This is a genomic window from Proteus sp. G2669, assembly GCF_009915245.1.
Taxonomy (GTDB): Bacteria; Pseudomonadota; Gammaproteobacteria; order Enterobacterales; family Enterobacteriaceae; genus Proteus.
The window spans coordinates 103,765-130,022 of sequence record NZ_JAABLX010000026.1; the positions used below are offsets into that span (position 1 = coordinate 103,765).

Annotated in this window: 15 protein-coding genes; 7 read left to right on the forward strand and 8 right to left on the reverse strand. The window is 37.5% G+C overall.

The annotated features are described in order from the left end of the window. The first annotated feature begins 172 nt into the window (after positions 1 to 172). The 4 genes from gntR to GWI68_RS08050 all read left to right on the forward strand — a co-directional run bounded on the left by gntR (position 173) and on the right by GWI68_RS08050 (position 4,435). On the forward strand, positions 173 to 1,168 hold the full coding sequence (gntR, locus tag GWI68_RS08035; protein WP_109408387.1) for a gluconate operon transcriptional repressor GntR: 996 nt from the start codon (positions 173 to 175) through the stop codon (positions 1,166 to 1,168). Positions 1,169 to 1,457: 289 nt separating this feature from the next. Then, on the forward strand, positions 1,458 to 2,012 hold the full coding sequence (gntK, locus tag GWI68_RS08040) for a gluconokinase (protein ID WP_166539944.1): 555 nt from the start codon (positions 1,458 to 1,460) through the stop codon (positions 2,010 to 2,012). Beyond that, on the forward strand, positions 2,009 to 3,346 hold the full coding sequence (gene gntU / locus GWI68_RS08045; RefSeq protein ID WP_088494488.1) for a gluconate transporter: 1,338 nt from the start codon (positions 2,009 to 2,011) through the stop codon (positions 3,344 to 3,346). The genes gntK and gntU overlap by 4 nt, the downstream gene beginning before the upstream one ends. 150 nt (positions 3,347 to 3,496) lie before the next feature. After that, positions 3,497 to 4,435 carry a CZB domain-containing protein gene (locus tag GWI68_RS08050; protein WP_166539945.1) on the forward strand — a complete coding sequence of 313 codons (939 nt, stop codon included), beginning with the start codon at positions 3,497 to 3,499 and terminating at the stop codon, positions 4,433 to 4,435. A 66-nt stretch (positions 4,436 to 4,501) separates the two neighbouring features. Here the strand turns inward: GWI68_RS08050 and GWI68_RS08055 are convergent, their stop codons facing one another. The 7 genes from GWI68_RS08055 to GWI68_RS08085 form a co-directional block, all read right to left on the reverse strand. After that, positions 4,502 to 5,734: an SGNH/GDSL hydrolase family protein gene (locus GWI68_RS08055; RefSeq protein ID WP_109408384.1), complete on the reverse strand. Its 1,233-nt coding sequence runs from the start codon at positions 5,732 to 5,734 to the stop codon at positions 4,502 to 4,504. Then, on the reverse strand, positions 5,709 to 6,911 hold the full coding sequence (locus tag GWI68_RS08060) for an SGNH family hydrolase (RefSeq protein WP_166539946.1): 1,203 nt from the start codon (positions 6,909 to 6,911) through the stop codon (positions 5,709 to 5,711). The genes GWI68_RS08055 and GWI68_RS08060 overlap by 26 nt, the downstream gene beginning before the upstream one ends. Further along, positions 6,898 to 8,316 (reverse strand): MBOAT family O-acyltransferase, encoded by a 1,419-nt coding sequence (locus GWI68_RS08065; protein ID WP_166539947.1) that lies wholly within the window; start codon positions 8,314 to 8,316, stop codon positions 6,898 to 6,900. The genes GWI68_RS08060 and GWI68_RS08065 overlap by 14 nt, the downstream gene beginning before the upstream one ends. A gap of 163 nt (positions 8,317 to 8,479) precedes the next feature. Beyond that, the gene (locus tag GWI68_RS08070; protein ID WP_109408381.1) at positions 8,480 to 9,274 is read right to left on the reverse strand and encodes a protein bax; all 795 of its coding nucleotides are present in this window, start codon (positions 9,272 to 9,274) and stop codon (positions 8,480 to 8,482) included. Between the two features lie 275 nt (positions 9,275 to 9,549). Next, positions 9,550 to 10,704 carry a DUF4056 domain-containing protein gene (locus GWI68_RS08075; protein WP_166539948.1) on the reverse strand — a complete coding sequence of 385 codons (1,155 nt, stop codon included), beginning with the start codon at positions 10,702 to 10,704 and terminating at the stop codon, positions 9,550 to 9,552. Next, positions 10,704 to 11,846 (reverse strand): BamA/TamA family outer membrane protein, encoded by a 1,143-nt coding sequence (locus GWI68_RS08080; protein WP_166539949.1) that lies wholly within the window; start codon positions 11,844 to 11,846, stop codon positions 10,704 to 10,706. Before GWI68_RS08080 ends, GWI68_RS08075 begins: the two co-directional genes overlap by 1 nt. After that, positions 11,846 to 12,844 carry a hypothetical protein gene (locus GWI68_RS08085; RefSeq protein WP_166539950.1) on the reverse strand — a complete coding sequence of 333 codons (999 nt, stop codon included), beginning with the start codon at positions 12,842 to 12,844 and terminating at the stop codon, positions 11,846 to 11,848. The genes GWI68_RS08080 and GWI68_RS08085 overlap by 1 nt, the downstream gene beginning before the upstream one ends. 356 nt (positions 12,845 to 13,200) lie before the next feature. On the opposite strand from GWI68_RS08085, the gene GWI68_RS08090 reads away from it, so the two are divergent. Further along, complete coding sequence (locus GWI68_RS08090) at positions 13,201 to 13,656, forward strand: regulatory protein RecX (protein WP_109408377.1); 456 nt, start codon at positions 13,201 to 13,203, stop codon at positions 13,654 to 13,656. A 4-nt stretch (positions 13,657 to 13,660) separates the two neighbouring features. On the opposite strand, the gene GWI68_RS08095 is transcribed toward GWI68_RS08090, so the two are convergent. Then, positions 13,661 to 14,533, reverse strand: coding sequence for a LysR family transcriptional regulator (locus GWI68_RS08095; RefSeq protein WP_166539951.1), 873 nt, complete (start codon positions 14,531 to 14,533; stop codon positions 13,661 to 13,663). A gap of 419 nt (positions 14,534 to 14,952) precedes the next feature. Here GWI68_RS08095 and GWI68_RS08100 point away from each other — a divergent pair, with 419 nt between their 5' ends. Next, the gene (locus GWI68_RS08100) at positions 14,953 to 21,819 is read left to right on the forward strand and encodes a neuraminidase-like domain-containing protein (RefSeq protein ID WP_166539952.1); all 6,867 of its coding nucleotides are present in this window, start codon (positions 14,953 to 14,955) and stop codon (positions 21,817 to 21,819) included. 55 nt (positions 21,820 to 21,874) lie between these two features. Next, on the forward strand, positions 21,875 to 26,203 hold the full coding sequence (locus GWI68_RS08105) for a SpvB/TcaC N-terminal domain-containing protein (protein ID WP_166539953.1): 4,329 nt from the start codon (positions 21,875 to 21,877) through the stop codon (positions 26,201 to 26,203). Positions 26,204 to 26,258: the final 55 nt, after the last annotated feature.

The following is a 26,258-nucleotide window of genomic DNA, read 5'->3' on the forward strand; positions in this document are numbered from 1 at the left end:
GAATACTATATTTCCTTTGGCTTAAGTCAAGGGATCATCAGTCAAAATCAAATCTAAGCACACATCTGAAAAACTTTATTCGAAATAGTGTATAACCTAGGGCTATAATCAGCGTTCTTGGAAAATTAAAGCGCGTATTAATACGAGTGTTTTTGGATAGTTGCGATATAAAATGAAGAAAAAACGCCCATCATTACAGGATGTAGCTTCGCGAGTTGGTGTTACCAAAATGACAGTGAGTCGTTTTTTGCGTAACCCAGAACAGGTCTCTGAAGCTTTACGAGAAAAAATTGCGCGCGAGTTAGACAGTCTTAATTATATTCCTAATCGCGCCCCTGATATTTTATCTAATTCTACCAGTCATGCGATTGGGGTATTGCTACCTTCTTTAACTAACCAAGTTTTTGCTGAAGTTATTCGTGGTATTGAATCAGTGACCGATAAATACGGTTATCAAACCATGTTAGCGCACTACGGATATCGTGCTGAAAAAGAAGAAGAACGCCTACTTTCATTGCTCTCTTATAATATTGATGGGCTTATTCTTGCAGAAAGAACACACACGCCAAAAACAATAAAAATGCTAGAAACAGCAGGTATTCCTGTGGTGGAAATCATGGATAGCGTTTCACCTTGTTTTGACTCTGCCGTGGGATTAGACAACATTGATGCATCACAACAGATGGTCAGTGAAATGATCAAGCGCGGTTGTAAGCGTGTTATTTATCTTGGTGCAAGACAGGATGAGCGTACTCTAATGCGTTTAAACGGGTACGAGAAAGCGATGCAAAATGCAGGCTTACCGACAGGCAGTGTAATGACACCGAAAAGTTCGTCGTATTCTTTAGGTGCTGAATTATTACATGCAGCACGTAAACAATACCCTGATTTAGACGGGCTTTATTGTACCAATGATGATATCGCTATTGGTGCTGTTTTTGAGTGCCAGCGCTTAGGTATTTCAGTGCCTAATGATATCGCCATCTCTGGTTTTCATGGACATGACGTAGGGCAAGTAATGACACCTCGTCTGGCGAGTATCTTTACTCCGCGTGATGAAATGGGACAACAAGCGGCAGATTTATTGCTTAAGCGTATGAAAGGCAAAATTGCTCGAGGACAAGTTATTGATGTTGGTTTTCGCATTATTACAGGTGAAAGCATATAATAATTTAAGTTATTGATAATATTTAGATTTATCATTTAATAACCCTATTGTTATGAAATAATTAACAGTAGGGTTTTTTATTGAGCCTTAAATAAATATCGAGTTGCTTCTCCAATATTTTGTTGTCAGTTTGTAGATCATCTTACTTTCATTTGAGAGTCGCCTCACATTTTCACTTCTTAGTTGATTTTCGTTGTTGTATTTACCTTACCACTTCGGATATGTTACCCGTAACAGTTACGGGTAACATTACAAAAAAGACTTAATATCTGCCTTAAAGGAGCATTCTATGAACGATACCCAATCCCTACACCATGTTTTCATCTTAATGGGGGTATCAGGCAGTGGTAAATCTGCGGTCGCAAGTGGTGTGGCACAACGTACAGGTGCCGCATTTTTAGACGGTGATTTCCTACACCCTCGCTCAAATATTACAAAAATGGCATCAGGCCATGCTTTAAATGATGAAGATCGCAAACCTTGGTTACAAGCACTCAATGATGCTGCTTTTGCGATGCAAAGAACTAATAGCGTATCGCTAATTGTCTGTTCTGCATTGAAAAAACAGTATCGTGATATGTTAAGAGACGGCAATCAATGCCTGCACTTTTTATATTTAAAAGGTGACTATGAGCTGATTGAAAGCCGCTTAAAAGCACGTAAAGGGCACTTCTTTAAACCTCAAATGTTAGTGACTCAATTTGAAACCTTAGAAGAGCCAACCAACGCTGAAAATGATGTGTATGAAATTGATATTTCAATGCCACTTGATGATGTAATTGAAAGTGCAATCAATAAAATAAATTCAGTGACACAAGGGGCTTTTGAAGGGGAAACAGTATGAGTACATTAACGCTTGTGCTAACTGCGGTTGGCTCGGTTCTATTATTACTCTTTTTCGTTATGTATGCGCGTTTGCATGCATTTATTGCATTGATGATTGTTGCTATCGGCGCAGGTATTTTCTCTGGAATGCCTCTTGAAAAAATCACGCAAACTATGCAAAACGGAATGGGCGGAACATTAGGTTTCCTTTCTATCGTGGTCGCACTGGGTGCAATGTTCGGTAAAGTGCTACACGAAACTGGGGCATTAGACCAAATCGCAGTTCGATTATTAAAATATTTTGGTGAGAAACGAGCTAACTACGCATTGGGTATTGCTGGCTTAATTTGTGCTCTACCTCTGTTCTTTGATGTCGCCGTTGTCTTGTTAATTGGTGTTGTATTTGCTGTTGCTCGCCGTACTGGTGGCAATGTGGTAAAAATGGCGATCCCTCTGTTTGCGGGTGTTGCTGGTGCTGCCGCCTTCTTATTACCGGGACCAACACCGATGCTGTTAGCTGACCAAATGAATGCTGATTTTGGTTGGATGATCTTAATTGGTCTGTGTGCGGCTATTCCGGGCATGTTATTAGCAGGTCCTATCTTCGGTAACTTTATCAGCCGTTACGTTACCTTAGAATTACCAAAAGATTTGTCTGAACCAAGTTTAGGCCAAAACAAAATGCCTTCTTTTGGTTTCAGTCTTGCACTGGTGTTATTACCTTTAGTGTTAGTGGGATGCAAAACTATTGGTGCGCGTTTCGTTGAGAAAGGTTCAGAGCTGTACAACATCCTTGAATTTGTTGGTCATCCATTTATTGCGATTCTTGTGGCTTGTTTAGTGGCTATTTACGGTCTTGCGATCCGTCGTGGTATGAGCAAAGAAAAAGTAATGGAAATCTGTTCTGCAGCAATCCAACCTGCGGGGATCATCTTACTGGTTACTGGCGCGGGTGGTGTCTTTAAACAAGTACTTGTAGATTCAGGTGTTGGCCCTGCATTAGGTAATGCTTTAATTGGTGCTGGTATGCCAATTGCGGTGGCGTGTTTTATTCTTGCTGGTGCTGTGCGTGTTATTCAAGGCTCTGCAACGGTTGCTTGTTTAACCGCAGTTGGTTTAGTTTTACCCGTTATCAATGAGTTGGGTTACAGTGGCGCTCAAATGGCGGCATTATCAGTGTGTATCGCTGGTGGCTCTATTATTCTTAGCCACGTTAATGACTCAGGTTTCTGGTTATTTGGTAAATTTACTGGTGCTACAGAAGCACAAACCTTAAAAACATGGTCTTTAATGGAGACTATTCTTGGCACAACGGGTGCAGTTATAGGCATGATCTTCTTCGCTTTTCTTTAATATCTAATCTTTATTTTCACATTATTTAGCGCGTCTTTTGACGCGTTTTTTTTCATTGCAATAAATGACTATCAAATGTGACAGAAAATACCAAATTTCTCATTAACCTATAGGCTCTTTATTCGGTGGGCACACTAGGGTTGTCATATTATGGTTGACTATAATTCGCTTTTTATTAAACACACTGATTGCAATATTCACACAATCACGCTTATTCGAAATTCCATCTTAATATCCAGCAATAAGCTACAAGACAAGCTTAATCTGCTTGAGGAAATGGAACATCTCTTTAGTGAAATGTTAGATAATTCCCAGTCATTAGCTCAATTTTTAAATGAAATTGATGCGCATTTTACACATAGCAGAGAAGAGATAGACAATTTTTCAGGCTGGTTAAAAAAAATCAAAGATAGCGCCTGCAATATTGATAGGCTTTCAAATCAGGCTAATATTTTATCGATAAATTCAGCGATTGAAGCTGGTCATATCGGCCGTGAAGGTGCAGGTTTTGCCGTATTAGCTCAAGAGATGAAAAAGTTATCCTTAGAAATTCAGCAACAAGCCTCTTCTATTGCCACCATTAATAATAATTTAGATGCTCGCTTTACTCTTATTAAAGAAGTCACAGAAAAAAACCGAGAACATGTACAACAAGTTAAACAATTGGTTGTAGAAGGCCACCAGAACTTGGTGTCATTATCAGAACAAGCAGGTGACCTAAAACATCTTTTTACGTTTATTGCGATGGAACAGTTTTTTAATACCATCAAACTGGATCATGTTTTATGGAAAGAAGCTATCTACATCCACTTACTTAATCATGATGATGAAAACAGTGTTAATCAGCATACAGAGTGCCGATTAGGAAAATGGTATTATCAAGGAGATGGTCGGAAATTCGCAAATACTGAGGCTTTTCGTCGCCTAGAAGAACCCCATAAGTTAGTGCATGAATGTGGTCGTTTAGCGCTGAGCGCCAATATAGAGGGCAATCAAGAGGCGGTAACTCGGTATATCGAACATATGGAACAAGCCAGTGTTGATGTTATCAAGTATGTGGATGCTTTATTAAATCTCATTGATGAGTGATTAATCCACTCAATGAGAAAAGTAAAAAGGAGCAATAAGCTCCTTTTGGTATCTTGAAAGACTGAATTAGCTTTTGTTCATTAAGGTATTCAATTGACTATACAGCGTATTAGCACTGCTCTCATACCCTTCACGAGAAAGATGCACACCATCAGGCCTTGCTAAATCATACAACGCCCAAGCTTTTATCGAGCATTCTCCCCCCATATAGTCACGCCAATCCCAAAATAGTGTTTTCTCTTGTTGAGCCACTTCTTTTTGTATCCTGACAATATCGCTGAGCCATTGAGGCTGTTGTGAACGGCAATCAGGGGCTTCTTTATTTTTAACTGAATCAGACGGCCCAATTAATAAGATAGCGCTATTCGGTGCTTGTTGGCGAATTTGACGAATTTTATCTGTCAGTTGTTGGCGATAGGCATTCAAATCGAAGGTATCATTAAAGGCTTCATTGGTACCATAAGCTAAAATGACCATATCGGGATTTAGCTGGCCCAATGTTTCTGTCCATTGCGTACCCCATCTATCCATCATATTGATTGTTGCGCCATTAATACCTAATGAGGAGAGCATGACACCAGGTTGTTGGTTGGTGATCAGCCAACCTCCTAATTTAACTGGCTGGCTTTTACTAACCGTTATACTGACTGGAAAAGTTATCGTTGTTGGATTTGAAAACTGCCATTTACCTTGTGTTTGCGATAATGAAAGGACTTTGCTTGTTGATGACTGTACATTTACTTGTGCTGTAGTTGGCGTTTTATAGAGCGCCTGTAACTGATAACGTTGCTGAGTTACTGGGTTTTCAGATAACTGTAATTTAGCCCATTTAGCTTGTGGTTCACTAATAAACCCACCTAATGGGAAATCAGGATCGCTATCTTTTCTGCTTGAAAGTAGTGTCCATGCTTTTTTATCACTTTGGTATTGTACGTTTGCAATACGTTGCCCAGCGATATTAGTCGGAGGAATAAAACCAATACCGCCATTACCGTAATCGGCTTGAAAACGTTCACGCAACTTACCACTGAAAAAATCAGCCGCAGTATGAGAATCCCCTAACTGAACAATGTGCACTGTTTGACGGCCTTGTTGTAACTTTTTAACAAAGCTTGAAAAGTGAGGATCGTGGTAGTTGTAGAGCTGTCTTGAACCATCAGCAGGTAATACTGTGGGGGTAGGTAACTTCACTGTTTTTTCAGTGTCTTGGTTACAAGCAACTAAGAGTGAAACCAAAGCCAGTATAATTGAGCTACTGACTAAAGTTTTACGCTCAAGGATGTGCGTTAATTGTTTCATTTACAATAACCGTGTTTTTATCTTTTACATCATCGACTGCATTATCTTCTTTTGTTTCTTCTTGAAGATGAATACGTGAAAATACCTGTTGAGCAATAATTTGCTGACCTTTTAAGCTAAAATGAATACCATCACCAGCTCTTAACTTAACACGGCTGCTACCATCACCCATATAATCAGAATAAATATCTTTCTCATATTTAAACATATCATTGACGGAAAGGTAAATTTCACCCATTTTCTCAGCTTCTTCTCGGTAAAGTTTATCAAGGTATGCCATACCTTCAGATAACTTCTGCTTGCGCATATTGGGTGGCCCAACCCAAATAACCGTGACATTATTCTGTCTGGCATTTTCTATAATACCTGCAATGCGCGCTCGATAAGTTGATTCCCATGCTTCACTAGCAAATTTTAAGTAACGCCCACCACCATCAGGTGGCATATCCCAAGGATCGTTAGGGCCTAAAAAGACCACTAGTAATTTAATGCTGTCATCACTGGCTAAACGTGTGGCGATAGTTTGTGGCCAATTGAAAAAGCGCGGATAAGCAAGCCCTGTACTTTGTTTACTTAAATCAATACTGCTGATGTTGTAATCCGTTTGCAGTTGACGTTTAAGTAACGGTGCGACACCTTGCATCATTGAGTCACCCGCAAATAGGACTTTATCTTTTGGTGATAAGATAATTTCTGTTTTTTGAACGATAGGTTTTAAGGCTTCTAATGCCGCATCGGAGACGTCAGTAACAGAATGGTAAGGTAATCTTCCCATTGTTTGCTTACGCTCTAATAATTGCGGAAAGCGTTGCGTTAGTTGAGATGCAGGTCGCGTATATCCATTAAAGAAGTGCAAGCCAACGGCAAAACCTTCAGGAAGTTGCTCTGGTGTGGAGGTTTGTACAATAGGTTTTGCCTGATTATCAGGATGGTGAACCTGTAGATAATCGCCATAGCTTGCTATTGCAACAAATACACCATCACGCAGTTGTCCCCCCACTTCCCAAGCGTAATAATGAGAAAGCCCCGACCAAGGTGCAGGGCGATGATATTGTTGTTGCCAAAAGCGCTCTAGTGATGTTTGGTTTAGCCAAATCAGCAAAAGGGTACTCAACAGCACCATTAAGGTAACTTTTGCTGTCTTTTTTAGGTTTGAGCAGAAATCAAAAGCTGGCATAAATAAATCCTGGCACCCCATCTGGAGACAACATAAAAATAATTGTGAGGATCAACGCAAGTGGTAGAGGATAAACATACCACGGCACTCTTTTCTCAAGACGAGCCACTATATCTCTTAAGGTCACAAAGCAAGGATAAAGCAAGAACAGTCCCCAGAACATAAAGAGCGTTAAACCTTCAGCTTGTAATGATGCCCAAGCGCCTGTACTAAAGAGTTGTTGTATTAACACAAACGCATCACCTACAGTTTGACTGCGGAAAAATATCCACGCAAAGCAAACAAAGTGGAAAGTGATTATCCATGACAACAACATATTTAATGACGATAACGCGCTCGGTGGGGCATTTTTCTTCACAGGAAAGAGGCGGTGTTTAATATTTAATAGCACCACACCAATCCCATGAATAGCACCCCAAATAATAAAGGTCATGGCAGCGCCATGCCATAATCCAGAAATCACCATCGCGGCAAAGGCATTAAAGTTCTGCCTAATCACGCCTTTACGATTCCCCCCTAAAGGAATATAGACGTAATCACGAATAAAGGTAGATAAACTGATGTGCCAGCGACGCCAGAAATCGGCTAAGTTTATCGCTAAATAAGGGGCATTAAAGTTACGAGGCACGACAAAGCCCAGTAATAACGCAATACCAGTGACAAGATTGGTGTAACCTGAGAAATTGAAATAGATATGCCATGCGTAGGCATAAACTGCCGCCAGCACTTGTCCGCTTTGCGCTAAATCGGGTGCATTAAAGACCGGATCAACATAGTTTGTTGAAAACCAACCACTCAACCAAAAGAGTTTTGCGATAGCCAACACAATCAGCATAATCGCCCCTTTGTAATCAATGATTTTTCGGGTTGGAGCCTGAATTTGCGGAAGAAATTCTTTAGCACGATTAATTGGGCCAGCTACGATGCTTGGGAAAAAGCATAGATAAAGCACCACATCCAAAAACGGCGCTTTGGGGATCTCTTTTCGACAAACAGAAACCACATAACTTACCGAGTGGAATATATAGAATGAAAGCCCTAATGGCGCAAGTAATTCAATCAGCGGTAACTCAATGCTGAGTCCCCATTGTTGGAATGCTTGTGTCAGCGTTTCTTGGAAAAAGGAGTAATATTTAAAGGCAGTAAAGTAGACACCCACCAATAACCCTAATAGCCAATATATGACTTTAGAAGAGGTGTACTTGGTTAATATATTTGCCAGTAAATAAATTAACAGTGTATAGCTTAATAAGATAATCGCAGGACGATAATCTACATTAAAGAGAAAAGCATAACTGACTGTAATCAGTAGAATATTTTGGATCTTAACGTGCTTTTGGAAGAGCCAGTATAGAATAAAAAAGCTAACAAAGGCTCCGAGAAACTCGAATGAAAAAAAATTCATAAATGGCTCTAAGGGTGTGATTTAAAAGTCATACCAAACGTGTTACCCCATATATTATGAATTCTAAGCTGGCTTTCAATCAAAAGATTATCTTGTGATAAATAAAAGCCACTTTTCTCTAGAAAGAAAAGTGGCTTTTTGCCAGATGAAAGCCTGTTAAGGCTTAACTATCTTGTTTCGACTGTAACTGAACTTGAGTGATCAGTTTTTTATTTGAGTCGAACATTTCGGTCAGATAATCGTTATAACTTGAACCCAATTCTGAGTAACCTTTCAAGTCAGTGATTAACTGGCGAGAGTCGAGTTGTTGCTGCGTCATTCTTTGCTGTGCTCTTGAGGAGCGCAATGAATTATAGGCGCGGTGCGTATTGAGATTACGCATATAAGCAATCACTGAGCCTTCAATATCAGGGTAGGCTGCATAGCCTTTGGTTTTCCCTGGAACGTTATTGCAAGACTGACTCCCACATCGCATACCGAATAGATTGTTATTTTGTTGTGCCAACTTTGATGTTCCCCAGCCAGATTCTGTAGCGGCTTGCGTTGCGACAAAGTGTGTCGGAATAATATCAACGCGAGTCAGTAACGAATCCCAATTTACTTTTTTAGGGCTGGTACATGTGACGCCATAGTATTGACAGATTTCACGCAGTTTTTTTAAATCTGCGCTGCCCCAGTGCTGGGCTTTACGTTGAGCAGTTAACCACTCACGATCTCTCATTATCTTATTATTAACATTGTCAATAATAGGAACTATGACATTTAAAAACGCTTTCTTACGCTGTGTTCCCGAAGGGTATCTTTTCAAATCTGGCAACGGTGTTGACGTGCTTTTGAAAGAATACGCCTGCAGTATCTGGGAACTGCTGGTACTGGTTGAAGCAAAACTTACACCAGTAAATAGTAGTGAAATCAAGAAAGCGAAGACGGCACTTGTCCTCATCAATTGAGAGGGCATTGCTTCTCCTCGTTTAACTGGATAAAAATCGAACGAATACTAGCAAATTACTTTTTTCATAGCTACAAAATATCACCTCACATTAGGATAACTACGAGTGATTTGTTAAATAAATGTATAAGGTTTACTGGAAGGCCTCGTTTTATAATCGCTTTTCTTCTTTAACAAAAAATGCTTTTTTGATGTAAACTTAAATTTATCTTATGTAAAAAGCCATGACTTAACCCAAATTTAGTAAAATTAAGGGTTTTTAATGTGTCAATTTTGTTTATTATTTAGTCAATTTTTGTTGTTTTTGGTCTAATTTTATTATCAATTTCACGCGCTTTTTCTGTTAAATCAGTAAAATCCGCCTCATGCCAATAGGTTTTTGGATGAGGTAAACTTGCCATTTTCGTTGTCGGCCAAAGCTGAAATTCTGCTAATTGTTCTAAAACGTAACCAGAATAAGCACTAGGTAATGTGAGGTAATGTGGAGATGCTGTTTCCTCAAAAGGTAACACCGGATACCGCTTGTCCGAGATGTGATAATCACGCATTAAAACTAAAAATTTGTCAGGAACACGTTGTTGACTATCCCACCATTGTCCATCAATCACATCAAACCATTGTTGCGTTAATTGGCGGGGTTGAGCTTCTAATTGGTAGAGTGCGGAAGGAATAATGCCCTGCATCGATTGATTATATTGCTCAAGGCTGGTGGCATGACCCTTTAAAATAAGTGTAAGAGAAAGCCTTGCTCCAATTAAATTGGAATAGAGATCTTCAGGTGAAAATGCAGAGATACCTTCAGAGAATCCCGGCACAGAACGAAAACCATACCATTGTGCAATTTCATGCCATACCGCAAGACGATAACCTAATCGTGCGGCAAGATAAGCACTTAAGGTATAGCGTTCTGTTTCATCTTTAGGTGGGGTAAAAGCATTAAAGTGTATTTTACGTTGTGCCAGTTCATTGCTTAGCGTTAGCGTCCACTCTTGACCTAACTTTGGATAGATATGGCTAAAGAGGTAGTAAGTGTAATCTGCGGTATCACGAATATGGGCGATATCAAGGAATCCTCCTTTATGAGAGTAAATTAAACCTGATTTTTCACTTCCTAAACCTAATACGGCCGCTGCACCCAGCCAAAAGCTATCGTTATAACGATGGTTACCTAGTGTCGAAGCTTCAACTACATTATCAATACGATAAAAAGGAACGGGTATTTCAAACGCTTTGACTTTTAAGTTATAACCAAAAGCACAACAAGGCCTTAAGCCATTAGGTGCTGTTAGCGGTTCAGGTATTTGCCAAAGCTGTGTTGCTTCTTCATGGGTAACACTATCAAGATTGGCATGCAGAGATTTTACAGGGGTGACTTGAGTGCAACCTGCAATAAATAAGAAGAAGACAATGGTGTTGATAAAAAGAAACCGCTTAAACATCAAAATGCTTCACCTACTTGAAAATAGAATCCTGTACTTTCTTTACCTATGCCAAAATCGAGACGTACATTCATACGTGGTTTAAATTCAAAACGATAACCCACACCAACACTAGGTAGCCAATGGCTTTTGCCTAAATCACGTGCTTGGTCGCTTAACGTACCACCGCCCATCCAAAGAGCAATGCCATGTCGCCAATTGAGCTTTTGACGGTACTCTACTTGGGTTGAAAAGACATGATTATCTTGATATCGCCCTTCATAATAGCCTCGCATTTGGTGCCCATTGCTCAATTTAGACAATTGGCTCCAAGGCACATCACCCGATGTGAAACGGGCATAATTATCAAATGCCAATACCGCAGTATCACTTAAGGGATAATAGTAGTTATATTGTATCTGTGTCGCATTAAAGCGGTTATTACTGCCAGTATCCGATGAATAATGGGTATAACTGATATCAAAAGCCTGCCCTCGATAAGCGTTTGGTAAAAAATCGCGACTATCGTAAGTAAAGCGAGCAGTTATTCCTGAGCTAGTTGAACGCAAAGGTAAATCACGTGCATTCATATAGGCTTTAAAGGGATTATCAGGGGCAGCAGCTTGTAGACTAGAATAATCCCACCCTAATCCTATATAAGTGTTTTTGGTAATTTGACGCAGTAACGTGGGCGTTAGACGCAATTCTTGAGAGCGAAATTCGCCGAAATGATCTTTTACACGTCCTTCGTGATAACCCTCTCCCCAATAATTGGTAGGAACATTATTTAATGTTCCTGTGAGATAAAAGCGCCACGTATCATCCATTAGGTAAGTGTAGTTGCTAAAGGTCATACCAAAAGCACCGGTTGATGAGCCAAAACCGCTTAACGAGAGAGACGAGATTTTACTATCAGGACGACTATCCGCTTGATAAAGACCAACAAGCGCAATGCCTACACCCAATTCTAGCTCTGGCGTATAAAATGGGCCCGGTAATACACCCCAGTCGATAGTTTTACTGCGATCGAAGTTATTTTCTCCCCCTAATTCAACTAGCCATTGGTCTATTTGTTGTCTATCGGGAAAGAGTTGAGCTTGTGCTGTGTGTGAAGTAAATAGGCTGGCAAATGCCAGCCCAAAAATAAAAGGGTATTTAACCATTAAAAACGGAACTCACCTGAAATAAGGAAGCTATTACGATTATTAAAACCTACTTCAGTGATCACATTAAAGTTACGTGTCACTTCTAAACGCGCCCCAAGAGTTTGGTTCCATTTATGGGCAAGATGCTGTTCAACATCAAATTTGATATTACCCATAAATGAAGAACCGAGACCCATTAAATCATCTAACCCATCAGGTAAATCTAGTCTGCTGACATCTCCCCTAAAACGTTGAGTAATATCTTGGTACATTGCACCTGTCCAGACTTGTAGTTTGGTATTGCCTTGACCCGAAATTAGTGGTGAGAAAATAAATTCATAGCCCACTCTAGGGGTGATAACTAAGGCTTTAATATCACCGTCTAAAATATCAAGGTTTGTTTTGGTATAGTTTAAATCGAAGGTGCCAAAAAACTGGTTATAGCCACCCGCTAAGGTAAATCCACCACCATAAGACTTGCCCTCATAATTTAATTTAAAAGGAACATTTTCAACAGAAGGTTCAGTTGCATCAGCAAAGTAAACGGAGTTTAATTGTGCAACAGATGTACCCTTTGTTTTTCCATAAATCCCATACACATTCATAAAAGGAAAAACCCAAGTATCCAGTTTTAACATATGGGATTCGTTGTTACTGCGAGTGTGGCCAACATCAATGTCAACAAGGCCAAGAAGAGCCTGACCTATTGGAGTACTGGAGCTAAAACCAATTTTATCTACAACTACATCTTGTCGTAGATTCATATAGTTATAACCAATACCAAAAGGCTCTGGAATATCATAACCGCGGGCGCGAGCTTCATCGCCCCAAATGGGTAAAACACGAGATTGGCTTGCTGGGGTACGTGTATCTAGCGAACCTTCATTATTTAATGCTGTGCCACCAGATTGGCTCACACTTAGAGAGAGCAGAGGACGATCACTGTCCGCATAAGAAAAACTCGTGGCAAGAAGGGAGGCGGTCAATACCACCTTATTTAAATTGGAAAAGTTCATACATAACCCACAAAAAATTAAAAAAGTAAGTAGTAAAAGAGTAGCCGGAAATTTTAATCTTTTTCTAATAGGTGGTCACCAGCTATAAGTGCGATATACAGTAATAGATGCTTATATTTTGCGTTTTTAAAGGATTATTAAGGGTTTATTAAATAAAAAACCCTATTTTTTCTAAGCTAACCTTAATAAAAGTAGTCGATTTCAATTATAAAAGAGAATGATAATTCTTCTTTTAATTATTACTAATATATTAATTTCCCTATTATTGATGAAATTAACAGCAAAATAAGCTATTTCGGTGATAACGCGTTATGATAATAGTCGTTTTATATGGACTTTTTTAATAAAGGAACGTTATGACCTATCAAGAGCTTTATCAATACGCAATTTTTATGCTGTCTCGTCGTGATTACAGTACAAGAGAACTACAACGTCGAATCGAACGCCGAATTCGCGAAACTGAAAAAGACTCACCGACTGCCCCTGAATGTTTGCCTCAAGTAATCGAACGCTTACTTGAAAGTCAGTACCTTGATGACAATCGAACTATTTATAGTTTTTTTCGTAGTTATTTAAATAAATCCTATGGGCCGTTACGTATTCGCCAAGAATTACGCCTAAAAGGATTTCCCAGCGAAATTATTGAACGTGTATTAGAAGAAACAGACACTGATTGGTACGCACTTTGCCAAGAGGTCAAAGAGAAAAAATTTGGTACAGACAATCCTAAGGACTATAAAGAGAAAGCGAAACAAATCCGTTATCTGCAATATCGCGGCTTTACCTCTGATTATATCAATGCGCTGTTTTAATTGATTAGCGTAGTGTCATTGCGATATCAGCTAATTTTTTATCATTATTCTTTTTAAAATAGACTTTTTGATGTAAGAAAATATCAAAAGGAAATGGTGAGCGAATAAATTGTACCTCATCATTTGTGATCGTTGAAATATAATGAATATTTTCAGGCATAAAGCAATAACCAGCTCCTTCATCAATACATTGCAATACATCAGCCATTTCTGTTAAACCTAAAGTATGATATTGGTAACCCTGTTTTTTTAATCTATCTAAAATTGTTGAAAATATCGGATTATGCAAAGAACTGTTTCTTTGTATTAATGTTTCTTTAGCAAAGAATGTTTTGGTATCTGAATGTTTTTCAAAGAGTTTTTTATTTACTAATAAGCCGACTTTTTGTGTGCATAGATTAATCGTATTAATGTTTTTATGAGAATAGTCAAATTCAAGAGAGGAAATAACAAGATCAAACTCTTTATCAAAAAGTTCTTCATTAATATCATCAATATAACCATCTTCTAAAGACAACTTGTATTGATCATTTTTTTGTCTTATTTCCAATAGTTTTGTTTTCAAATCAGGATAATAAAGCCCATCTAACTTAATTGAAAGCAATGTCTTATCTTCATTTAAATCTAAGATCTGAGTTTCAATTTTTCTAATTTTTTTATAATAGGGATATAGTCGTTCATACAGTGTTTTTCCTGCCGGAGTAAGTTCCATTCCATTTTTTGAACGTTTAATCAATGATTTACCTATTTGGTTTTCAAGTTCATTAATACCATGACGTAACGCAGATGGGGTGACATTAATTTTTTCTGCTGCTTTTACTAGACTTTGGTAAGTCGCAACAGCAAAGAATTGATTTATTTTTCGTGAGAAAAACATGCAGGTGTTCTCCACAGAGACATATTAATTGAAATTAATAATCTGCTTGAATGAGATTTTTACATTGATATTTGTCAATAATATTTTTAGAGCGACTAAAAGTGAAAAATTATTGAAGATAAATTAAAAAAATAACTTTGACGACTAAAATTGATAATAAATAAGAGCATTTTTCACAAAAAATAAAATCAAATGATTGATTTTTTATTATTACTTTATTTTATTTATTGCTTATGTCTGTTTTTTTAATATATTTTTTTATTAAAAATCACGGACAGCCTATAAAGTATAAAAAAACTCAAGATCACATTATAAAAAACTCAATTTTCATTTTTAATTTTCTTGATATTTTAATTTTCGAGATGAAAAGGCGATGTAATTATCTCTATTTTTAATAAACTTATATTAGGAAATATTTAATGAAAAACATTAATACGCTTTTAACGAAAATGAAATCTTCCACTTCGGAAATTATTACATTAAAGGAATTAGCCCCATTATCACTGCATGAAATACGTGCATTAAGTGATGAAAAATTAACGTGGGATGAAGCAAAAATATTATATACACAAGCACAAGAAGCCGAAAAAATTAATAAACTTAATGAAGCTCATTATTTAGCGCGTAATAATCCTCAAGTACAAAATGCGGTCGCGTTAGGTATTCAACCACAATCAGCACAAAGCCGCGCATTAGGTGATTGGATCCCTGAAAGAGGCAATATTTTTGTCGATGATAAATCTGTGGCTTCTATGTTTTCACCCGCGGGGTATTTAACAGAACTTTATCGTGAAGCAAAAGTATTACATGCTGAAAGTTCGGTTTATCATCTTGATAAACGCCGTCCCGATTTAGCGCAATTAGTGCTTTCACAAGAAAATATGGATAAAGAAGTTTCCACACTTACTTTATCTAATCAAATTCTAACCAGAGCACTACAAAATAAATTAGGTGGTGGTAAAGATTTATTTCGTGAATTAGCGACTAACCGTTTAACTGGTGGCACACCTTATCATCAACCTTATGAAACCATTCGCCAAGCAATTTTACTTCAAGATAAAAATCTTGAAGGTTTAATGTCTGCGGTTGATGTGACAAGAACCTTAGATTCAGCACTACTGGCTTCTATTCAAGCTGATATTTCCCCTGAGCTTTATAATATTTTAGTCGAAGATGTTGATAAAGATACCGATACACTATTTAAGAAAAATTTTGGCTCTACTAACAGTGATATTCTAAATAGCACTCATTTTTTAGCGAAATATTATAATATTGAACAGAAAGATGCTCAATTTGTTATTAAAGCGTTTAATAAAAAAGGGAAGTTATCTAATAAAGAATTTTTAAATTTAAATAAAATCATTCGCTTATATAAAGCTACAGACATGCCATTGTCTTCTTTGATTACTGCAATTCAATCTAAAAATATGCAATTAAATATTGATAAAGAAGTATTAAGCAATATTTTTCATTTGCAAGTAATGATGAATACTTACCCTATTACAGTGGAACAAGCGATTGTGCTTAATGGTGGATTAATTTCAAAAACATCATTAGGTAATACACTATCACAATTTGATCAATTATTTAATCATCCGCCACTTAATGGTAACACTTTTACAGATGATGGTTATCATTTCCCTCTAGATAATGCAAATGAAGCTACTAGTATTATTCGTTTAAATACTTTAAAGCGTGCATTTGATGTTAATGATGTTGAACTTGTTATGTTATGGCGGTTAGCAATATCTTATAATAGCGAATTTGATTGCTCATTAAAAAGCCTTTCTTTACTTTACCGTACGAGCTTATTAGCACAAATTTATGGTTTATCGGTTAATGAGTTAGTATTACTTATTAATATTTTACCAAAACCATTCAATGGAACGATTCAATCTCATGATAGTTCTGATGATATGGGTAATTTAATTCATACTCTTAATGATGTCATTAACTTTGCTAAAAAAGAAAAGTGGACGATAAGTGAATTATTTTTAATTTGTTCATCAAAATTTGAGTCTGAATTTAGCTCTGAACTTGAAGTGTTAATCAATAATTTAAAAGAAATATTAAAAAATACACCAACAGATTATGCAGAACAATTCTCAGCCATTTCTTCATTTATTGCTGCTGAAATGGGTATTGACTCTATTGAAAAATCAAATTCAATATTACAATGGGTTGATCTAGAAGAAGGTAATAAATATCTAAATGAGATATTGCCAATAATTATTAAAGATACTTTAACTCAACAAGATAAAGTAGATATTGCACTATTCTTTAATCGACTTAAAAAAACCACCTTGGTTTCCAATAAAGTGGGATTAAATAAGTATGAATTAGAATTTATTAGTGTAAAACAAGAATATCTTTATCCTAAAGAAAAGCATGCTTTAACCATTGATAAAATAAAGCATATTACTTATTTTCATCACTTTATTTCCCAATGTGGCAATATGGCGAATGAGTTTTTAACTGGACTTAAAAACCAGTCATTAACGACTGAAAAAATGACCTCTATTTTAAATATTGATGAAACAACGCTTAATCAAGCCTTAGTATTAACGCCAACCAAAGAATTAAAAGATTTTCAAAATATTACTATTTTGATTCAATATTTAGAGTTATCTAAAACACTGGGTATTTCACCTAAAGATTTTAAATTGTTAATTGATTTAAAATACACTGAAAATAATGATGTCGCGGGAAATTATGATAAGTGGGATAGGTTAAGCCAAATTATGCAGGCGAATTTAAACAGTGAAAAAACGGCACAGCTTACTCAAATTAAGGATGTGAAAGAAGCGGCAGTATTAACCCATTATTATGCCAGTCAAAGTAGAAATCCATCGTTAATCAGTCGTGATGATGTGTATCACCATTTATTAATTGATAATCAAGTTTCTGCTGAAATTATGACAACACCGATTGCACAAGCGATTGCCAATATTCAATTTTATATTAATAACTGCTTGTCAGGTGATGAAAAAGATGTTGATAAGAATGTAAAAGGCCGTACTTTTTTTGCTCAGTGGGATGAATTTAATAAACGTTATAGCACTTGGGCAGGTGTTTCTAAATTAGTTTATTATCCAGAAAACTATGTTGACCCAACGATGCGTATTGGGCAAACCAAAATGATGGATACCCTATTACAGTCTATTAGCCAAAATAGTGTTAATCGCGATACGGTAGAAGATGCCTTTAAAACCTATTTAACTTCATTTGAGCAAATTGCTAATTTAGAAGTGATTAGTGGATATCATGATAGCGTAACACTGGATGATGGCATTACCTATTTTATTGGCCGTAATCCCGCTGATCAAATGAGCTATTATTGGCGTAGCGCTGATCATAGTAAAATTAAAGATGGCAAAATGGCAGCCAACGCGTGGACAGAGTGGACTAAAATTGAAAATGGTTTAAATCCGTATAATGGTTTAATTCGCCCTGTTATTTTTAATAGTCGTTTATATATTGCTTGGGTTGAACGACTTGAAAAGGCCAAAAATGAAACGGCGGAAAAAATTGAAAAAGAAATTAAATATAGCTTAAAACTTTCTCATATTCGTTATGATGGTTCTTGGAGTTCGCCTATTACTTATGAAATATGGGATAGTTTAGACAAACTGAATAAACTCAACTTCTATCTCAGTTATAGTGATGAGTTTGATAAAGTTATGATTGTGTTTTATAAAATGTCAGAAACATACTCAGCTGAAAAAGATGAATTCAAGATTTACTATATTGATAATGAATTGAATTTTGCCAAAGGAACTTCAAGTGAAATTGAAAGTGTTTATATTAATGCAAAAAATGAATTCGATATATTAGATGATTCAAAAGGAATTCGTGTTAAAGTTATAAACAATCATTTTATTAAAAGAGATAAAACGAATTATACTATTTCACGTGAACCTAATTCTAATATTACAGTTAAAGAGTCTGAACTAGCATCATTACAAGGTAGTTTAATTAATGATGCTAAAATTGAATTAAATAATAATCGCATAACGTGTTTATTTTCTGCTGCTATTAAATGTGAAATTAAAAAAACAATTGAAGCTGATGATTATGTAAAACAACACGTGGCAAAAATACTGTCATATCATAATGATTCTAATGATGAATTTGAAGATATTTATTATGCTAGGATTAATATAGGTAAATGTGAGGATGGTTATTGGGAAAATATACATAATGAAGAGACGGATTTTGCTTTGTATTTTATTGTTGATTTGAAATCAAGAAATTTTTATTTTTATTTTATTTATAAAGGTAATGAATACAAAGTGGATCTCGACTTTACTCGTAAAGTTATGAATTCTTATGCTCCATTGATTGGTGTTTTTAATATGGTTGATAAAGATGGTGATGCCATTAACCTAATGAACGGCTCTATTGAGGAAAATGGATATTTCTCTATGAGTATAGATGATCATTTTTATGATCTAATAAAACAAAACAACTGTATGCTTGTTATGACATTTGAACTAGATGATGGTTTTTATGGTATTTATGGTAAAAGCACATTGGATAATTTACCAATTAAAAATTTTGATCCAATGTATAACAGTACAGCAAATAAGATCAGTGATATTGCAATTGAAATAAAATCTGCGGAAAACAATAAAGAATACAATATTAATAGTTGGAGTAATCATAGCCAAATTTATGGAGGTATAAATAGTTTCAATAATGTAGATGGTGCACTTAGTTTAGATATTCCTGTTAGTGAATTTACCAGAAATGGAAAAACAACGGTAACGGTAAATGTTAAGGTTAAAAATAAACAATCGGAGGTGTTATCAGAAAAGGCTTTTTCATTTGAAGTTAAGAGAACTATCGTTGCGGATACAGGAAGCGTTATTAAAGTAGAAACAAATTCAGCAATGGCTCAGTATATGTCAATGAGCATTACAAATAAGCCAATGCTTGTGCGTTTAAATACTTTATTTGCCCGTCAATTGGTTAAACGTGCCAATAAAGGTATTGATACTATTTTAACCTTAGATACTCAGCGTTTACCTGAACCTGCATTAGAGGGTAATACGGACGACACCATGGATTTTAATGGTGCCAATGCACTCTATTTTTGGGAGCTGTTCTATTATACCCCAATGATGGTTGCTAATGTGATGCTGGAAGGACATAACTATGATGAAGCTGGTCGCTGGTTACGTTATGTATTTAGTCCTAATGGCTATATAGAAAATGGGACTTATTCTGATCGCGTGTGGAATTCACAACCCCTTTTAACTGATACGGATTGGGATAAAATTCAACTCGATTCAACCGATCCGGATGCCGTTGCGCAAACAGATCCGATGCACTATAAGTTAGCGACCTTTATGAAGTGCTTGGATATTCTTATGGAGCGTGGTGATAGTGCTTACCGTGTATTAGAACGCGACACCTTAAATGAAGCCAAAATGTGGTATATGCAAGCGCTGAAATTACTGGGTGATGAAACTGAGCTGTTAGGTGATAACGTTTGGTTAACCCCTAAATTAACTGAGGCAGCAACAAAAACGAAACAATCAACACGCGTAATCAAGAAAGAAAATGAAGAAGCGGCATCACCACGTACAGCAAATTCATTAACTGCGCTCTTTTTACCGCAAATTAATGAGAAGTTAGCGCAGTATCGCGACACGTTAAAAGTGCGTCTGTTTAATTTACGTCACAATTTATCAATTGATGGGCAACCTCTGTCGTTAGCGATTTACGCTACACCGGCAGATCCTAAAGCATTACAAAATGCAGCCGTGAATCAATCTCAAGGTGGCAGTACATTGCCAAATGTCGTGATGCCAACACAGCGCTTCCCTGTGATTTTAAATAGTGCTAAATCGGTGGTTAGTCAGTTAATGCAGTTTGGTAGTTCATTATTTAGCATTACAGAACGCCAAGACGCACAAGCATTGTCAGAATTATTCACTACGCAAGGTAGCGAAATTATTCTGCAAAATATGAAGTATCAGACGAAGAGTATTGAAGAATTTATCTATAACGAGAAAGCATTAAAAGCGTTACGCGTTGGGGCACAAAATCGACTTGATCACTATAGCAAGTTATATGATGAAAATATCAGTACCTCAGAGCAACAAGCGATGGATCTCTATCTGGCATCGTCAGTGTTGAATACCGCCAGCCAAGGGCTAAACATTGCAGGAGCTGCTGCAGATTTGGTGCCGAATATTTACGGTTTAGCGGTCGGTGGCTCGCGTCTAGGCGCTATTTTTAATGCCACATCAATTGGTCTGCAATTATCAGGATCTGCAACTCGTATTGCGGCAGATAGATTAAGTCAATCTGAGTCTTATCGTCGCCGTCGTGAAGAGTGGGTATTATCTCGCGATAACGCAAAATCCGAGTTGGAACAAATTGATGCACAACTTGAAGCCTTAAAAGTACGTAAAGAAGCCACGAGTTTGCAGCTGGATAGCTTGAAATTACAACAGCAACAAACGCAAGAGCACTTAACTTTCTTACAAAATAAATTTACCAATAAAGCCCTGTATAACTGGTTACGCGGTAAATTAATGGCGATTTATAAACCTTTCTACGACTTAGCTATTTCTCGCTGTCGTATGGCGGAATTAGCTTATCAGTATGATTTAGGTGAAACCCAAACCTTTATTCGCCCAGGTGCATGGCAAGGTAACTATTCTGGTTTGATGGCGGGTGAAAATTTAATGCATAACCTGACTCATATGGAAAACAGCTACCTTGAAAAAGATAAACGCGCACTGGAAATTACCAAGATTGTTTCGTTGGGTGATGTATATCAAGGGTTAAGCACTAAGCCATTTGGATTTGAACAAGTAACTGATGTGATTAATCAATCGAAAACACAGTTAGGTACAGCAGTAAATGGTATTACGCTGAAAAACGGTCAATTACAAGCTTCAATTAGGCTCTCTGATTTAGCTATCGACAAAGATTACCCTGCTGATTTAGGTCAATTACGTCGAGTTAAACAAATTAGTGTGACATTACCTGCATTAACAGGCGCTTATCAGAATATCAGAGCAGTGCTGAATTATGGCGGTAGTGCGGTGAAACCAAGAGGTTGTAATGCAATCGCGATTTCTCATGGTATGAATGACAGTGGTCAATTCCAACTGAACTTCAATGACGATCGTTATCTGCCTTTTGAAGGTTTACCCGTGAATGATAGCAGTACACTGACTTTAAGCTTCCCTGATGCAACAAGTAAGCAAAAAGAGATGTTACTGACACTGAACGATATCATTCTCCATATTAATTACACCATTCGTTAATTATCTAAATCTTAATTAATTACAGGCTCCTTAGGGAGCCTGTCAGGAGTTCTACATGCAAAATTCAGAGACATTGACCTTTGATGCGCCGAATTTACCGAAAGGTGGTGGGGCTGTCACAGGATTAACGGGCAACATGGGTGCTGTTGGCCCTGATGGTGCAGCCACTTTTAACTTACCATTACCGATTAGCCAAGGTCGTGGTTATGCCCCTTCTTTAGGTTTAACGTATCAAAATCAAGCGGGCAATGGTGCGTTTGGTTTTGGCTGGTCTGTCGGTACGATGTCGATTCGCCGTCGTACATCAAAAGGTGTGCCATCGTACACTCAACAAGATGAGTTTGTTGGGCCAGATGGTGAAGTGATTGTACCGATTATCAATAAGAAAGGTGAAATTGAAACGGCACAACGTAATACATTATTAGGCATAAAACTTGCACATCAATACCAAGTCACAACTTATCGTTCTCGTATTGAAAAAAGCTTTAGTCGTTTTGAGTGTTGGTCATTACATGAGGCTAATACTTCTGCCAATATACCAAAACAATTTTGGGTGATGTTGAGTGCAAATGGTGAGGTTCATTTATTCGGTTATGAAACCACAGCACAGATTGTGGATAGCCAAAACAGCGCACATATTGCGCAATGGAACCTCAATGCTTCGGTTTCAGCGATGGGTGAGCAAATTGAATATCACTATCGCGCTGAAGATGAACAAGGCTGTGATAAACAAGAAATTCAATCACATAAAAATGCCAATACACAACGCTATTTAGAGAAGGTGTATTATGGCAACCCTGTGGGAGAGCGCGCGCTTTCATGTACTAAAATTGATAACACATTACCTAAAAATGCTTTATTTACTTTGGTGTTTGATTATGGTGAGCGTAGCAGTGCATTAGCCTCTTATCCTCAATGGCAGAGCAATTCATCCTGGACACTGCGTCAAGACTGTTTTTCGCTTTTCCATTACGGTTTTGAAGTCCGTACTCGCCGTTTATGTCGCCAAGTGCTGATGTATCACCGTATTGAAAGCTTAGAAAAACAAACAGCACTGACAGAAACACCAGAATTAGTCGCTAGATTAACACTGACTTATGCCGAGTCTGGAGCTAGTTCGATATTAGTTTCTGCACAACAATCGGCGTTTAACGACAATAAAGATACACAGTCGTTAGTGACATTGCCTCCTGTAAAATTTGATTGGCAACAGGTTGGTACGACAAAACAAGCTCAGTGGCAATCATTGGATGAGCTTGCTTCTTTTACACCACAACAGCCTTATCAATATGTTGATTTATTTGGGGAAGGGCTTGCTGGGGTGTTGTATCAAGACCATGGTGCTTGGTGGTATCGCGCACCGATTAGAAAAGAAGATAAGCAAAATCCTAATGCTATAACATGGGATAACCCTAAAAAACTCCCTGTTATTCCATCACTACGAGGTTCAGCTATGCTGACAGACGTTACAGGTGATGGGAAATTAGAATGGCTAGTCACACAAGGTGATGTAAACGGTTATTACACTCAGGATGATACTAAAGCCGAGAATTGGCTTAATTTTGTGCCACTTGATGCCATACCTGTGGAATATTTTCACCCTAGAGCTGAAATTACCTCATTAACAGGCAGTGGTTTTGCTGATCTTGCCTTGATTGGTCCTCGTAGTATTCGTCTTTATGCTGGCTCAGTTCGAGGTTGGAAAGAAAGTAAAGAGATAATGCAGGCTGAAGGTGTGATCTTGCCGATTAAGAATATCAATCGTCGTGCTTTAGTCGCATTTAGTGACGTATTGGGTTCTGGTCAACAACATCTAATTAAAGTGGATTATCAAGGAGTAACCTGTTGGGTACATCTCGGTGAGGGTAAATTTAGCACACCAATCACTATTGCGGGATTTTCGGCAGATCGTCTTAAATTTAATCCTAACCAACTCTATTTAGCTGATTTAGATGGCAGTGGTACAACTGACATCATTTATATCCAATCTACTCATTTAGAAGTTTATTTTAATCAAAGTGGTAATCAATTTGTACGTGGTGATGATATCCCATTACCTAAAGGTATGCGTTTTGATAACCAGCGCCAACTGCAAGTGGCGGATATTCAAGGTTTAGGTATTGCCAGTATTTTACTGACAAAATCTTATCCAACACCGCAACATTGGGTGCTTTCTTTACAAAATAACAAACCGTGGTTATTAACCTCGATTAATAACAATATGGGGCTGATCCAAAACTTGCACTATCGTAGTTCTGCTCAATATGGATTGGACGAAAAATTAGCTCAGCAGCGAAGTAAGAATAAAGTGGTGAGTCATTTACCTTTTCCTCTGCATACGCTTTGGAAAATTGAAACGGTTGATGAAATTACACAAAGCCAGTTAACACAGCTTTTCAATTATCGTTATGGTGTCTGGGATGGTAAAGAAAAAGAATTTCGTGGTTTTGGCTGTGTTGAAGCCACAAATGCGGAGTCTTTTAAAAGTGAAGAAAATACAACGAATAAAACGCCAAGTGCGTTAACCCGTCAATGGTTTTCAACCGGTAAATCCATTGTTGATGCTCAGCTTTATAATGAGTTTTGGCAAGGTGACAGTGTGGCATTTCCTCATTTCTCACCGCGTTTTACACAAGGTGAAGGAAGTGCTGAAAAGATCTGTGATAACACAGTACGTCAAGAACAAGCCTATTGGCTTGAGCGTGGATTGCAAGGTCAATTACTTCGAAAAGAGGTCTATGGGCTAGACAGTTCTGTTGTTTCCAATGTGCCTTATGCTGTCACAGAACAACGAGCGCAGGTACGTCTAATTGAAACGCAAGGGCGCTCGCCTGTGGTGATGCCTTCGGTGGTGGAAAGCCGTCAATATCACTATGAGCGTATTGCGACTGATCCTGCTTGTCATCAACAAATCATCTTAGAACAAGATAGTTATGGTTTTATTTCTAAAACAGTTTCTATTGATTATCCAAGACGAGTTAAAGGCACAGAAAATCCTTATCAACATTATGAAAGCCTGCCAGAAACTTTATGGGGATCCAGTTATGATGAGCAACAACATACGCTGCGCTTAGGTTTATCACGTCAAACTTGCCATCATATTAATCATCCTGAAAAGCAGGTTTATCAACTAGGTGTTACAGCAACAAGTCGCCAAGATATCTGGACATATGGCGTAGAAAAACAGCCTAAAGATGGTTTAAGTATCGAAGCATTATTAGCAACTGATAATTTGCTCACACAAAAATCGGCATCCGTATTTGTAGGACAACAGCAACTTGCTTACCTGAATGCGAGCAGTAACGCCACATTTGCAGAACCTGATTTCCCTGCGCGTTTAGCCTCTAGCGAAACGGCCGAACTCGATGAAGAAATCGCAAAAGCTATTTCACAACCTTATCCACATTTAAAACTGGATGAAGTCATGGAAAATGCGGGTTATCAGCAAAAAGTGTATTTATTTGCTGATGTTCCAGAAAAAGGCAAAAAACTGTGGGTGAAATCGTTATTAGGTATCAAAACCTACGGTTCATTAGCGCAATTCTATAAACCACTCGTGTACAAGAAAACAGCACTCTCTTGTGATTACACTTTGCTATGGGATAAACAATTCTGTGTTTTGATGGGTAAAGAGTCTCCTTTAAATACACAAGATTTCCATCTTACTTATGATTGGCGTTTTTTATCACCTAACTCTATTACTGATGAAAATAAAAATATTCATCAAGTAACCTTTGATGGTTTTGGCCGAGTGACAACAACACGTTTTTCGGGGCGTGAAAACGATAGACAAAGTGGCTATAGCGATAAAACGTGCATCATGCCAACAACCATTAATGGGGCTTTGGCGCTAACATCAACGCTGCCTATTGCCACTGGTTTTGTGTATGTGACAGACAGTTGGATGTCAACATCTGCAAAATTGCCTCCTCATGCATTGCAAATCATGACTGATCGTTATGACAGCGATCCACAACAACAAATCCGCCAACAAATCGCGTTTAGTGATGGTTTTGGTCGCTTATTACAAACTTCCGTGAGAGTTGAAACGGGAGAGGCTTTCTTGCGCAGCGAAACGGATATGTTGGTGATGAGTGGAGAGCAACACGTCCAAGTTAAAAATGCACCGATAAGATGGGCTATTTCGGGTGAAACAGAATATGACAATAAAGGAAATATAAAGCGAGTTTATCAGCCTTATTTTCTCAATGATTGGCGTTATATCAACAATAGCTCTGCACAATCGAATCGGTTTGCGGATACCCATTATTACGATGCATTAGGTCGCTTATATCAAGTGAACACAGCAAAGAACTATCAACGTAATACGATAGTAACGCCTTGGTTTGTGGCTCAGGAAGATGAAAATGACACCTTAATGTAAGTTATTTATTGCTTATTACGCGGATTAATTGGCGATGTCGCTTAATCCGCATTAT

Excerpts from the sequence above, each read along its gene's own strand:
- GWI68_RS08050 (WP_166539945.1), top strand. The coding sequence starts at position 3,497 with ATGGTTGACTATAATTCGCTTTTTATTAAACACACTGATTGCAATATT.
- GWI68_RS08100 (WP_166539952.1), top strand. The coding sequence starts at position 14,953 with ATGAAAAACATTAATACGCTTTTAACGAAAATGAAATCTTCCACTTCG.
- GWI68_RS08060 (WP_166539946.1), bottom strand. The coding sequence starts at position 6,911 with ATGCCAGCTTTTGATTTCTGCTCAAACCTAAAAAAGACAGCAAAAGTT.
- GWI68_RS08090 (WP_109408377.1), top strand. The coding sequence starts at position 13,201 with ATGACCTATCAAGAGCTTTATCAATACGCAATTTTTATGCTGTCTCGT.
- GWI68_RS08070 (WP_109408381.1), bottom strand. The coding sequence starts at position 9,274 with ATGCCCTCTCAATTGATGAGGACAAGTGCCGTCTTCGCTTTCTTGATT.
- GWI68_RS08080 (WP_166539949.1), bottom strand. The coding sequence starts at position 11,846 with ATGGTTAAATACCCTTTTATTTTTGGGCTGGCATTTGCCAGCCTATTT.
- gntU (WP_088494488.1), top strand. The coding sequence starts at position 2,009 with ATGAGTACATTAACGCTTGTGCTAACTGCGGTTGGCTCGGTTCTATTA.
- GWI68_RS08105 (WP_166539953.1), top strand. The coding sequence starts at position 21,875 with ATGCAAAATTCAGAGACATTGACCTTTGATGCGCCGAATTTACCGAAA.
- GWI68_RS08075 (WP_166539948.1), bottom strand. The coding sequence starts at position 10,704 with ATGTTTAAGCGGTTTCTTTTTATCAACACCATTGTCTTCTTCTTATTT.
- gntR (WP_109408387.1), top strand. The coding sequence starts at position 173 with ATGAAGAAAAAACGCCCATCATTACAGGATGTAGCTTCGCGAGTTGGT.
- GWI68_RS08085 (WP_166539950.1), bottom strand. The coding sequence starts at position 12,844 with ATGAACTTTTCCAATTTAAATAAGGTGGTATTGACCGCCTCCCTTCTT.
- GWI68_RS08065 (WP_166539947.1), bottom strand. The coding sequence starts at position 8,316 with ATGAATTTTTTTTCATTCGAGTTTCTCGGAGCCTTTGTTAGCTTTTTT.
- GWI68_RS08095 (WP_166539951.1), bottom strand. The coding sequence starts at position 14,533 with ATGTTTTTCTCACGAAAAATAAATCAATTCTTTGCTGTTGCGACTTAC.
- GWI68_RS08055 (WP_109408384.1), bottom strand. The coding sequence starts at position 5,734 with ATGAAACAATTAACGCACATCCTTGAGCGTAAAACTTTAGTCAGTAGC.
- gntK (WP_166539944.1), top strand. The coding sequence starts at position 1,458 with ATGAACGATACCCAATCCCTACACCATGTTTTCATCTTAATGGGGGTA.